14 protein-coding genes are annotated in these 11,554 nt (G+C 69.7%); 7 read left to right on the forward strand and 7 right to left on the reverse strand.

The window, feature by feature from the left end:
• Window positions 1-22: 22 nt before the first annotated feature.
• A complete protein-coding gene (locus ACIQLK_RS09210; protein ID WP_400364391.1) occupies window positions 23-631 on the reverse strand; it encodes a YitT family protein in 609 nt (202 codons plus the stop codon).
• Window positions 632-691: 60 nt separating this feature from the next.
• Between ACIQLK_RS09210 and ACIQLK_RS09215 the strand changes: the two genes are divergently transcribed.
• Window positions 692-2,116, forward strand: coding sequence for a PLP-dependent aminotransferase family protein (locus tag ACIQLK_RS09215; RefSeq protein WP_400364393.1), 1,425 nt, complete (start codon window positions 692-694; stop codon window positions 2,114-2,116).
• Between the two features lie 10 nt (window positions 2,117-2,126).
• Here the strand turns inward: ACIQLK_RS09215 and ACIQLK_RS09220 are convergent, their stop codons facing one another.
• Window positions 2,127-2,360, reverse strand: coding sequence for a hypothetical protein (locus tag ACIQLK_RS09220; RefSeq protein WP_400364395.1), 234 nt, complete (start codon window positions 2,358-2,360; stop codon window positions 2,127-2,129).
• 123 nt (window positions 2,361-2,483) lie between these two features.
• On the opposite strand from ACIQLK_RS09220, the gene msrA reads away from it, so the two are divergent.
• The 5 genes from msrA to ACIQLK_RS09245 all read left to right on the forward strand — a co-directional run bounded on the left by msrA (window position 2,484) and on the right by ACIQLK_RS09245 (window position 6,391).
• Window positions 2,484-3,008 carry a peptide-methionine (S)-S-oxide reductase MsrA gene (gene msrA, locus ACIQLK_RS09225; protein WP_400364397.1) on the forward strand — a complete coding sequence of 175 codons (525 nt, stop codon included), beginning with the start codon at window positions 2,484-2,486 and terminating at the stop codon, window positions 3,006-3,008.
• A 182-nt stretch (window positions 3,009-3,190) separates the two neighbouring features.
• Entirely contained in the window at window positions 3,191-3,655 is a 465-nt protein-coding gene (locus ACIQLK_RS09230) for a single-stranded DNA-binding protein (protein ID WP_400364399.1), read from the forward strand.
• Window positions 3,656-3,701: 46 nt separating this feature from the next.
• Window positions 3,702-4,193 (forward strand): DUF6993 domain-containing protein, encoded by a 492-nt coding sequence (locus ACIQLK_RS09235; protein ID WP_400364401.1) that lies wholly within the window; start codon window positions 3,702-3,704, stop codon window positions 4,191-4,193.
• Between the two features lie 46 nt (window positions 4,194-4,239).
• Window positions 4,240-5,919 carry an energy-dependent translational throttle protein EttA gene (gene ettA, locus ACIQLK_RS09240; protein WP_400364402.1) on the forward strand — a complete coding sequence of 560 codons (1,680 nt, stop codon included), beginning with the start codon at window positions 4,240-4,242 and terminating at the stop codon, window positions 5,917-5,919.
• Window positions 5,912-6,391 carry an acyl-CoA thioesterase gene (locus ACIQLK_RS09245; protein ID WP_400364403.1) on the forward strand — a complete coding sequence of 160 codons (480 nt, stop codon included), beginning with the start codon at window positions 5,912-5,914 and terminating at the stop codon, window positions 6,389-6,391. Before ettA ends, ACIQLK_RS09245 begins: the two co-directional genes overlap by 8 nt.
• A 6-nt stretch (window positions 6,392-6,397) precedes the next feature.
• Here the strand turns inward: ACIQLK_RS09245 and ACIQLK_RS09250 are convergent, their stop codons facing one another.
• The gene (locus ACIQLK_RS09250) at window positions 6,398-7,270 is read right to left on the reverse strand and encodes an acyl-CoA thioesterase (RefSeq protein ID WP_400364404.1); all 873 of its coding nucleotides are present in this window, start codon (window positions 7,268-7,270) and stop codon (window positions 6,398-6,400) included.
• Window positions 7,271-7,334: 64 nt separating this feature from the next.
• Here ACIQLK_RS09250 and ACIQLK_RS09255 point away from each other — a divergent pair, with 64 nt between their 5' ends.
• Window positions 7,335-8,009: a hypothetical protein gene (locus ACIQLK_RS09255; protein ID WP_400364405.1), complete on the forward strand. Its 675-nt coding sequence runs from the start codon at window positions 7,335-7,337 to the stop codon at window positions 8,007-8,009.
• Between the two features lie 10 nt (window positions 8,010-8,019).
• Here ACIQLK_RS09255 and ACIQLK_RS09260 read toward each other — a convergent pair whose 3' ends face one another.
• The 4 genes from ACIQLK_RS09260 to ACIQLK_RS09275 are packed head-to-tail and all read right to left on the reverse strand — an operon-like array spanning window position 8,020 to window position 11,549.
• Window positions 8,020-8,469 carry a globin gene (locus ACIQLK_RS09260; RefSeq protein ID WP_400364407.1) on the reverse strand — a complete coding sequence of 150 codons (450 nt, stop codon included), beginning with the start codon at window positions 8,467-8,469 and terminating at the stop codon, window positions 8,020-8,022.
• Window positions 8,466-9,569 carry a mechanosensitive ion channel family protein gene (locus tag ACIQLK_RS09265; protein WP_400364408.1) on the reverse strand — a complete coding sequence of 368 codons (1,104 nt, stop codon included), beginning with the start codon at window positions 9,567-9,569 and terminating at the stop codon, window positions 8,466-8,468. Before ACIQLK_RS09265 ends, ACIQLK_RS09260 begins: the two co-directional genes overlap by 4 nt.
• Before the next feature lie 10 nt (window positions 9,570-9,579).
• The gene (locus ACIQLK_RS09270) at window positions 9,580-10,299 is read right to left on the reverse strand and encodes a response regulator (protein ID WP_400364410.1); all 720 of its coding nucleotides are present in this window, start codon (window positions 10,297-10,299) and stop codon (window positions 9,580-9,582) included.
• The gene (locus tag ACIQLK_RS09275; protein WP_400364412.1) at window positions 10,296-11,549 is read right to left on the reverse strand and encodes a sensor histidine kinase; all 1,254 of its coding nucleotides are present in this window, start codon (window positions 11,547-11,549) and stop codon (window positions 10,296-10,298) included. The genes ACIQLK_RS09270 and ACIQLK_RS09275 overlap by 4 nt, the downstream gene beginning before the upstream one ends.
• Between the last annotated feature and the right edge of the window lie 5 nt (window positions 11,550-11,554).

The raw sequence follows: 11,554 nt of genomic DNA on the forward strand, positions 1-11,554 counted from the left end.
ATGCTCGCTCCCAGGCTACCGCTCAGACGGGGATCGCCGCTCGGCGCACCCGCCGTGCCCGCCACCTGGCCGACACGTCGAGGGCGAGGTGCACACCGGGGCCGATGAGAACGGCGAAGAGCACCGTCCCGAGCCCGACCGTGCCACCGAGAAGCCAGCCGGTCACGAGGACGCTTCCCTCGACCGCGAAACGGCAGACCCAGATCGGCCAGCCGAAGCGCGCGTGCAGGCCGGTCATCAACCCGTCTCGTGGGCCCGGTCCGAGGTCGGCCCCGAGGTAGATCCCGGATGCCGCCGCGATGAGCGCGATTCCCGAGAGAAATACCACGACCCCCCACAGATAGTTCTCCACGGGCGGGATCACGACCAGGGCGCCCTGCATCACCGTGCCCACGATGAGGATGTTCGCGATTGTACCGATGCCGGGACGCTGTCGGAGCGGGATCCAGGCGAGGAGAACGAGGGCCCCTGTGATGACGACGATCCACCCGATGCCGATCCCCGTCTGCAGCGACAGTCCTTCAGCCAGAACCGTCCACGGATCCAGGCCGATGCCGGCCTGCACGAGGACCGCACAGCCGATGCCGAACAGAGCGAGCCCGATGATCAGGCGGAGGAGCCGAAGAACCATGCGTCCATTTCACCCTACGATTGGCCTTCTGCATGCAGTCCAATCGCAAAGGGGTGGACCATGGATTCCCGTATCGGTGCGCGCGGTCTCGCCGCCGCGCTGGGTGGTTGGCGCACGCGCACACCGACCTACGAGGCCCTCGCGGACGGCATCCGGTTGCTGTGCCTCGATAACCGCGTCGCCGCGCACACCGCCCTGCCCGCCGAACGCGAGCTCGCGACGGCGCTCGGCCTGAGCCGGTCGACCGTCGCGGCGGCTTACCGCTCGCTGCGCGACAGCGGCCACATCGAGAGCACGCGCGGATCCGGCAGCATCACGCTCCCGCAGGTGCGTCGGGCCGCCGGTCGGGTCTTCGACGACGGCGACGGGATCGATCTGCAGCAGGCCAGTCCCGCAGCGTGGCCGGGGCTCGCGGGCGTTATGGCCGAGGTCGGAGCGGATGCCGCGTCCCTCGTCGGGCGACCCGGATACGACATCGTCGGAAGTGCGGACCTCCGCAGGGCGATCGCCGATCGTTACACGGCGCGCGGCATCCCGACCGACCCCGAGCAGATCCTCGTCACGAACGGGGGGCAGCACGCCATTCACCTGGTGACCGATGCGTTGCTGCGACCCGGCACGACGGCGCTCCTGGAGACGCCGACGTATCCGCATGCGACCGAGGCGATCAAAGCGACGGGCGCCCGCGTGACGGGCACGCCCGTCACAGTCGTCGACGGATGGGATCTGGACCGGGCAGCACAGGCGTTCCGCCGCGCGAGGCCGGCGCTCGCCTACCTCATGCCGTGGTTCCAGAACCCGACCGGGCGGACGATGACGCCCTTCGACGCCGCGACCTTCCGGGCCGCGGCCGATGCCGCCGGCACCGTCCTCGTGCTGGACGAGACAACGGCGGAGCTGTCCATCGATGCCGACGCCCCCGACGAACTCGACTTCGGACCGCATGCGGTACGGATCGGCTCTCTCGGCAAGACGGTGTGGGGTGGCCTCCGCGTCGGCTGGGTGCGAGCCAACCGTGCGTTCATCCGACGTCTGGTGGCCTCGAGGCCGCGCCGCGACCTCGGGACCGCCGAGTTCGAGCAGGCCGTCGCGACCCGTCTGCTGCGGATGATGCCCGAGATCCTTCCGCAACGGGCGGAGCTGTTGGGCCGGGGGAGGGATGTCGTCGTCGACGCGCTCCGGTCGACGCTGCCGGCGTGGCGGGTGCCGGTACCGCGCGGCGGAGTCTCTCTCTGGGTGGGGCTCGACGCGCCGCTCAGCGGGTCGCTCGTCCTCGCCGCCCGCCGGGAGGGAGTGCTCCTCTCGGCCGGCCCCCGGTTCTCGGTCGACGGTGGGTACGAGACCTATCTGCGCGTGCCGTTCACCGCTCCGCCCGAACAGATGCGCGACGCGGTGGCGGTCCTCGGCCGGGTGTGGCCGGAGGTCAGCGGACGGCCGGCCTCCTCGCCCGTCGATGAGAGCGAGGCAGTCGCGGCCATCGTCTGAGCGAGGGCGATCAGCGCGAGTCGTGGAGAGCGGCGACCGCGTCGTCCAGGCGGCAGAACTCGCCCAGTTGCACGAAGCCCCCGACGGACGCGCGGAAGCGCCGCGCCGCGAATCTCTCACCGTTGCGCGCGAGGTGGCCGATGACGAGCCCTGCGGCGTCCACGACCCGCCACAGTCGATCGGACGCGGCGACGAGTCGATAGGGGCGGAGTCGGAGATCGGTGCTCGCTGCGATGGTGGTCACGGTTCCTCCTCTTCCTGGCTTCGCAGGGTACGCTCGGCCACCGACACGCCCATCGCGACGGAACACCAGCGGCATCCTCCGCGTTGTCATCATCGACGATCAACAGTGAAAGGACGGTCTCGAATGCAGACCTATGTGCTTGCCGGCGGATGCTTCTGGTGTCTGGATGCCGCGTACCGGGCGCTCAAGGGCGTCGTCTCGGTCGAGTCGGGGTACGTCGGCGGATCGGTCCCCTCACCGAGTTACGAGCAGGTGTGCACCGGCACCACCGGACACGCCGAGGCCGTGAAGGTCACCTTCGACGAGGAGGTCATCCCGTCGGACGTCATCCTCGACGCGTTCTTCACTATGCACGACCCGCGCCAGCTCAACCGGCAGGGCAACGACGTCGGGACCCAGTACCGCTCGGCCATGTTCCCCGCAGATGACGCCCAGCGCGAAACGTTCCAGGCGGCAGCGGAGCGTGCTTCGGACTGGTGGGGCGGCGGCCTGGTGACGACGACGGAGCCGCTGACCGAGTGGTACCCGGCCGAGGACTACCACCAGGACTTCTTCACGAAGAATCCCGGACAGGGCTATTGCCTCGCCGTGGCGGTGCCGAAGGTGAACAAGGTCCGCGCACGGTTCGGAGAGTACGCGCGCCGCTGAGCGCACCAGTTGAACCTCCTCCACAACGCCCCGGCTCCCCACCGCATCCACTGGTCGGGGGTCGGGGCGTCGTCGATCCATCGGGAATCGCCAGTCTGAGATCGCTCCGACGCCCGCCGGGCACGCGGGCGTCGGAGCATCGACCGGACACGACCGTGCCCTCGAGAACTGGAGGAATCGTCATGAAGGACCACATCACGATCGTCGGGAACGTCGCCGCCGACCCCGACTTCCGTCGCCTGCCCGACGGCACACCCGTCGTCTCGATGCGGGTCGCCAGTACGGACCGGCGGTACGACGCGAAAGCGGGAGCGTGGGTCGACGGCATCACGAGCTGGTACCGCGTCTCCGTTTTCCGCACGCTCGGGGAGCATGTCGCAGCGTCGGTCTGCAAGGGGCAACGCGTCGTCGTCCACGGCGTCCTCGCCATCAAACGCTGGGAAGCGGGGGAGAAGTCGGGAACGGATGCCGAGATCGACGCCCTCGCCGTCGGTCACGACCTCGCGTTCGGCACGACCGTCTTCAGCGGGGCTGCGCGGGCGCGTGAGGACGCGCCCGCTCTGGCTGCCGACGAGGGGTGGGCGCCCCAGGGTGCCGCCGTCGAAGAGCCTCAGCGGGAATCGGAGCCCGTACCGACGCCGTTCTGATCGGAACCCAGCAGGCTCGGAGGTCGCTGCCCCTAGACTCTGGCCCGTGCGCAGACACCAGGCTTCATCGGGAACCCGCCGACTCCTTCTCGTGCTCGCACCCGTGCTGGTCGTCTCGCTCGCCGCGTGCGCGCCCGACCCCCTCCCCGCGCCCTCCGAGCCGGCGCCATCCCCGACGGCTGCGGTGAGCCCCTCACCGGAGCCGACACCGACTCCGACCGCCGACACCGCCGAAGCGGAGCTTCCCGCGTTCGCCTCCGCGATGAACGGCGTGTGGAAGCGCTCGAAGTCCGTCCAGGGCCGTGACTACATCGACGCGCTGGTCGCAGCCGGCTTCGCGAAGAAGTCGATGCAGGTGACGCAGGACGAGACCTCGGTGGGCAATCCTGCCGACAGCATCCAGTTCTCGGTGCGTATCGGGGACGCGTGTCTCGTCGGACAGGTGGGACCCTCGGTACCACGGCCCACCGCGATCGTGATGCCGGGTCTGCCCGAGGGCGAATGTCTGGTCGGGCAAACCCGTCGCATCGACTGGTAGGCGCGGGTCCCGTGGGGAGGGGCTGCACACGTAGACTTGGGCCGTTATGGCCGAATACATCTACTCCATGGTCCGCGCCCGCAAGGCGGTCGGCGAAAAGCTCATCCTCGACGACGTCACGATGGCGTTCCTGCCCGGTGCCAAGATCGGCATGGTCGGCCCGAACGGTGCCGGCAAGTCGACGATCCTGAAGATCATGGCGGGGCTCGACACCCCGTCGAACGGCGAGGCCAAGCTCTCACCCGGGTTCTCCGTCGGCATCCTCATGCAGGAGCCCGAGCTGGACGAGTCGAAGACGGTCCTCGAGAACATCCAGGACGGTGTGGCGATCAAGCCCAAGCTCGACCGGTTCAATGAGATCTCCGCGCTCATGGCCGACCCCGACGCGGACTTCGATGCGCTCCTGGCCGAGATGGGCACGCTCCAGGAGGAGATCGACGCCGCCGACGGATGGGATCTCGACTCCCAGCTGTCGCAGGCGATGGACGCCCTGCGCACGCCTCCCGCCGACGCCGCCATCGCACCCCTCTCGGGTGGCGAGAAGCGTCGTGTGGCGCTGGCGAAGTTGCTGCTCCAGAAGCCGGACCTCCTGCTCCTCGACGAGCCCACCAACCACCTCGACGCCGAGAGCGTGCTCTGGCTCGAGCAGCACCTGCAGGCGTACAAGGGCGCGGTCATCGCCATCACCCACGACCGGTACTTCCTCGACAACGTCGCCGAGTGGATCGCCGAAGTCGACCGCGGCCGCCTCATCGGCTACGAAGGCAACTACTCGACCTACCTCGAGAAGAAGGGCGAGCGCCTCGACATCCAGGGCAAGAAGGACGCCAAGCTCGCGAAGCGACTGAAGGAAGAACTCGAGTGGGTCCGCTCGAGCGCCAAGGGTCGCCAGACGAAGTCGAAGGCACGTCTGGCTCGCTACGAGGAGATGGCGGCCGAGGCGGAGCGCACGCGCAAGCTCGACTTCGAGGAGATCTCGATCCCGCCGGGGCCGCGCCTGGGAAGCGTCGTGATCGAGGCGAAGAAGCTCCAGAAGGGCTTCGACGGTCGCTCGCTCATCGACGGACTCAGCTTCAGCCTGCCGCCCAACGGCATCGTCGGCGTCATCGGACCGAACGGCGTCGGCAAGACCACGCTCTTCAAGACGATCGTCGGCCTCGAACCGCTCGACGGCGGCGATCTGAAGATCGGAGAGACCGTCAAGATCAGCTACGTCGACCAGTCGCGCGCCAACATCGACCCGAACAAGACGCTGTGGGAGGTCGTGTCCGACGGCCTCGACATCATCACCGTCGGCAAGACCGAGATCCCCTCGCGCGCCTACGTGTCGAAGTTCGGGTTCAAGGGCCCGGACCAGCAGAAGAAGGCCGGCGTGCTCTCCGGCGGTGAGCGCAACCGCCTGAACCTCGCGCTCACGCTGAAGGAGGGCGGCAACCTCCTCCTCCTCGACGAGCCGACGAACGACCTCGACGTCGAGACCCTGAGCTCGCTCGAGAACGCTCTGCTCGAATTCCCCGGCTGCGCAGTGGTCATCACCCACGACCGCTGGTTCCTCGACCGCATTGCGACGCACATCCTGGCGTACGAGGGCACGGCTGAGAAGCCCGACCAGTGGTACTGGTTCGAGGGCAACTTCGAGGCGTACGAGGCGAACAAGATCGAGCGTCTCGGAGCCGACGCGGCGAACCCCGCGAAGTCGACGTACCGCAAGCTCACGCGTGACTGACGCCCGCATCCGCGTTCCCATCCACCTCCGGTGGGGCGACCTCGACGCGTACAACCACGTCAACAACGCGTCCATGCTCAAACTCCTCGAGGAGGCGCGCGTGCGCGCCTTCTGGGTCCCCGGAGCAGGGGAGCGGGTCGTCCCCACGGCGGTGATCGATGCGAGCCACGGTGCGGCTCAGCTGACCCTCATCGCCCGGCAGGAGATCGAGTACCTGGCGCCCGTCCCGTATCAGCGCGACCCGATCGACGTGCAGATGTGGTTCGGGAAGATCGGCGGCTCGAGCGCGGAGGTCCACTACGAGGTCTTCACGCCCGCGGGTCAGGCGCCGCAGACGCTCTACGCCCGGGCATCCACCGTCATCGTTCAGGTCGATGCCGTGACCGGGCGTCCCGTGCGCCTCGCTCCGGAGACGCGCGCGGCGTGGGAGCCGTTCCTGGGTGATGCCCTCCCGCCACTCGGGCGGCGCTGAGGCGTCTCAGGCCGACTCCGGGATCCGCACCATGATCTCCTGGGCGACGGAGGCGACCAGCTCTCCCGCCCGAGAGAAGATCCGGCCGGTGGCGAGCCCGCGTCCGCCCTGCGCGCTGGGCGACTGCTGCACATAGAGCAGCCACTCATCCACACGCGCCGGCCGGTGCCACCACATGGCGTGGTCCAAACTCGCGACTTTCAAGCCGGGGGTGGCCCACGAGGCGCCGTGCGCCCGCAGCACGGACTCCTGGATCGTGAGATCGCTCATGTAGGCGAGGGCTGCGCGATGCAACCGAGGATCGTCGGGAACCTCGCCGCGCGTGCGGATCCATACCGACTGCTGCGCGACCCGGTCCTCACCCACGGTCGTGTAGATCGGCGCTTCGACGTGACGGACGTCGACGGGGCTCTGGTCGAAGTGACGCTTGCTCATGGGATGCAGACCGGCGAGGACGGAGTCATCCGAGAGGCTCTCAGGCCCTGGGACTCCGGTGGGCATCTCGTCCTGATGGTCGAGTCCGCCGGCATCCACCTCGAACGAGGCGATCATCGAGAAGATCGGCACACCCTCTTGGAAGGCCTGGGTCCGTCGCGTCGAGAACGAGCGTCCGTCGTGGATGCGATCGACGGAGAAGGTCATACCTCGCGTCGAGTCGCCCGGCCGCAGGAAGTAGCCGTGCATCGAATGAGCCGCCCGGTCGTCGCCCACCGTCCGCTCCGCGGCGACGATCGCCTGAGCGAGGACCTGCCCGCCGAAGACGCGACCGAGGGGCATCGCCTGCGAGACCCCGGTGAAGATGTCCTCGGTGGTCCGGGCGTCGCCGGACGCGAGGTCCAGCACCGCCAGGAGTCCGTCGACGTGTCCCGATTCGCGCACAGTGCGTCCCTTCCGGGCCGTCCGGTGCGATCCCGGCGCGCGCCCGGTTGGTAGTTTAGGTCGGATGGCTCCGCACCTCGTCTTCCCCGACTCGCGCACGGCGACGGACCTTCTCACCTTCGCCGCTCGCGCCGCCAGGCTCGGCGATCCCGCGGTCCGGCTGCGTGCCGCCGGCGGCACGCTCGCCGTCTCGGCCGCGCCTCTGTCGCCCCGCGGGTTCGGCGAGGACACGCCGACGGTTCTCGGCATGCGCTTCCTCCGGATCGACCCCGAGCTCGAATGCGATCTCGTCGTGGATGCCGGGGCTCTCAGACCAGGTGACGCCGCCGCCACCATCGCCTTGCCCGACAGCGGCGTGTCCGCCGCCTGGGCCGGAATCTCCCCGCCCCGCGGTGGATGGGTCCCGGGCGCCGACATCTCCGAGCAGGCGCTCGCGCGCGCCGTGCGCCGAGGCGTCGACGCGGTCGCCGCTGCGCTGCCCGTCTCTCCCGGGGAGGACCTGGTCCGCACTGTTCGCGCCGCGGTCTGGGGCGCTCCGGACCCCGAGCTGAGCGGACTCGTCGCGGGGGTCGCCTTCGCCGCCGACGCCCTGGGCTTCCTGGGGACGGACCTCGCCCGGGAGGCATCCGTCCGACGAACGGGGACGTGGACGCGCGTCAGCCTGCCCCGAGGTCACGTCCTCGTCAGGGCGGGGAATCCCACAGGTCTGACGACCGTACGCACGACGGGCGCGCGCTGAGCAGCGTGGGTCAGGACTCCGGGCGCAGGGGGAGCGCGCTGCCCCCGTGCGGTTTCGCCGCAGGCCCGATTCCCGTCGGCTCGAACGTGTTCACCATCGCGTGCGCGGCGCGCTGCAGATAGTCCCACAGGGTCGCCTCGTGCAGGGGCGACAGGCCCGCGTCGTCGACGGCGACGCGCATGGCGCGGAGCCATCGGTCACGTGCCTCGGGATTGACGTGGAACGGCTGGTGTCGCATCCGCAGACGCGGATGCCCCCGCGTCTCCCCATACGTCGTCGGTCCACCCCAGTACTGCTCCAGGAACAGCAGCAGACGCTCCGCGGCCGGCCCGAGGTCCTGCTCGGGATACATGGGCCGGAGCACCTCGTCTGCGGCGACCTCGCGATAGAACGTGTCGACGATGCGGCGGAAGACGTCGTGTCCACCGACCTCGTCGTAGAAGCTGCTCGGGTCGCTCACGGTGCGGCCGTCCCCTCCGGCGCGTCGCCGTCGGTCCGGCCGCGCTTCTTCGGCCGCCACGCGAGACGCGGCGGGGTGGCCGGCGGCGTGACCTGCTGCGGCTTGGTCTTGGGAGGATTGGCTCCCCGGACGCTCTGCGCGGCGTCAGCGCCGGTCAGGAATGCGGACTCGAGCTGGGGGAGAGGCACGCCCAGCTCGTCGAGCGCGTGCTTGAGGCGAGCGCGCAGCGCCCGCGAGACGTCGTCCTTCGCGTTCGGCCTCGTGCGGACGACGAGCCGGGTGACGATCGTCTCGCCCCCGATCGACTCGAGGCCCCAGACCTCGGGCTTGTCGATGATGCGGGTGCGCCACTTCGGCTCGCGGACGAGGTTCTTCGCCGCCGCCAGCATCGCGTCCTCGACGGCGTCGAGATCGGCGTCGAGCGGAACCCCGACGTCGATGACGACGCGCGCCCATCCCTGCGACATGTTGCCGATCCGGGTGATCTCGCCGTTTCGGACGAACCAGAGGGTGCCGTTCACATCGCGTACGTGGGTCACCCGGACGCTCACGTACTCCACGACGCCCGTCGCGAGCCCGACGTCGACGACGTCGCCGATGCCGATCTGGTCCTCGGCGACGATGAAGATCCCGTTGAGGACGTCTTTCACGATGTTCTGCGCACCGAAGCCGAGGCCGGCGCCGATGGCCGCGGAGAGGAGCGTGAACGAGGCGAGGACGCCGGGATTGAGGATGAAGACGATCGTGAGCGCGGCGATGATCACGATCGCGACGTTGACGATGTTGGTGAGGATCGACCCGAGTGTCCGGGTGCGCTGCACGATGCGCACTTGAGCGAGGGGGGACATGTCGATCGCGCGGGTGTCCTCCGCTTCGGCGCGCGATTTCGCGCCTGTGACGATGCGATCGACCACGCGCCCGATCAGGCGACGCATGATCCATGAGAGCAGCAGCGCCACGACGATGGTGACCGCCACCCACAGGAGGCTCCACCCCGCTGATACCAGGAACGCGAGGAATCCGTCACGGATGGCCTCCCACCCGCCCGGCGCGGGGGCGGGGGACGAGGGAGAGGACGCGGCGAGAACGGGCGGAGTCATCGCCTCGATCCTATCGAGACCACTCGGCATCCACCTGGGCACCGCCGCCGTCGACGGGGTTCGCGAGTCCGTGCGCGATGAGCACGGCGTGGACGCGGTCCCGCGCCGGGAGCTTGGCCAGGATGCGGCCGACGTGTGTTTTGACCGTCGACTCGCCGAGGTACAGCTCCTCGGCGATCTCGGTGTTCGTCAGCCCTCGAGCCATCGCTCCGAGCACCTCCTGCTCCCGGGCGGTGAGGGACGACTGCTCCCGCGGGGGGCGTTCGACGGAACCATCCGACCGCCCTCCCTCGGCGTCGGTGACCAGTTCGATCATCCGTCGCACGATCCGCGGTGCCAGCGTCGCCTCTCCCGCCGCGACGGCGCGGACGGCGGCCACGAGCTCGTCGCGGCCGGCGTCCTTCAGGAGGAATCCGCCCGCTCCGGCGCGGAGCGCGCCGAACGCGTACTCATCGAGGTCGAACGTCGTCAGGACGAGAACGCGCACGCGGGGATGCCGGCGCGCGATGCGGGCCGTCGCCTCGATCCCGTCGACACCCGGCATCCGAACATCCATGAGAACGACATCGGGGTCGAGTCTGGCCGTCGCCGCGACCGCCTCCGCACCGTCGCCGGCCTCACCCACCACCTCGATGCCGTCGGCGGCGTCGAGCACCATGCGGAACCCGAGGCGGATCAGCGACTGGTCGTCGGCGATCAGGACGCGCACGGGGGAGGGGGATGAGCTCATGCGGTGGTCTCCTGACGCGGGATGTGGGCGGCCACGGACCAGCCGTGGGGCTGACGCGGCCCGGCGGTGACGGTCCCGCCGGCGAGTTCGACGCGCTCCCGCAGCCCCCGCAGCCCGAACCCGCCCGAGCCGGCGTCAGCCGAGACCGGAAGACCGTCGTCGGCGATGGTGACGGAGACGCCGTCGGGCGCGTGGCGGATGGCCACGTCGATGTGCGTCGCCGCTGTCGCGTGTCGGAGGACGTTGGTGACGCCCTCCTGCACGATGCGCGACACCGCGAGCTGGGTGCGGGAGTCGAGATCCCCCGGGTCGCCGGAGACCACGAGACGTGTGTCGAACCCCGCAGCCCGCGCGGAGGCGACGGTCTCCGCCGTCGTGTCGCGGGCGAGCGGTGCGAGCGGTGCGGCTTCGGACTCGCGGAGGATGCCGAGGGTGGCCCGCATGTCGCGGAGAGCCTCCCTGCCGGTCGCAGCGATGGCTTCGACGCCGGGGCGCGAACGGTCGACGTCGCGCGAGGCGGCGACGCCCTCCGCGAGGGCGACCATGACCGTCAAGGAATGGGCGACGATGTCGTGGAGCTCGCGGGCGATCCGCTCGCGCTCGGTGGACGCGGCGAGCTGCGCCTGCTGGTCGCGTTCGACGACGAGACGTTGCGAATGGTCGATGAGTGCCGTGACATAGCGCGCCCGCGAACCGACGTTGGCTCCGATGAGGCCGCCGATCACGGAACTGAGGCTTTCGTTGACGAGCGATCCCCACACGACGGTCGTCGAGCTGACGCCGGTTGCGGAGAGGACGAATCCGGTGCCGGCGAGCACCGCCATCCCGATCACGACGCCGACGAGGGCGGCGCGGGAACTGACGTAGACCGCGACGGAATACGTGGCGATGAGCAGCAGCGGGCCGTTGATCGGCGCCGGAGCGAAGAGGTAGGCCAGTGCCACGACGTACGAGCTCGCGAGGACGATCAGCGGGTGCCGACGCCGGAGGAGCAGAGCGAGGCAGCCGAGGACGACGACGACGCTGAGCGCCGGCAGCACCTGCCGCCATTCGCGCGAGTTGGTGCCGACACCCTCGGGCAGGATCGGTGTCGCGATCACCGGGATGGTGGACACGAGGAGGCACACGACGGTGACGAGGATGTCGGCGAACAGCGGATGCCGCGCCCAGTACCGTCGCAGGATTCCCGGGGGACGCGGAAGCCGCAGCTCCCCCTCGCCGGAGGAGGAGCTGCGGCTTCGGTTCGTCACGCCAA

Source organism: Microbacterium sp. NPDC091382, from assembly GCF_044757025.1.
Lineage (GTDB): Bacteria > Actinomycetota > Actinomycetes > Actinomycetales > Microbacteriaceae > Microbacterium.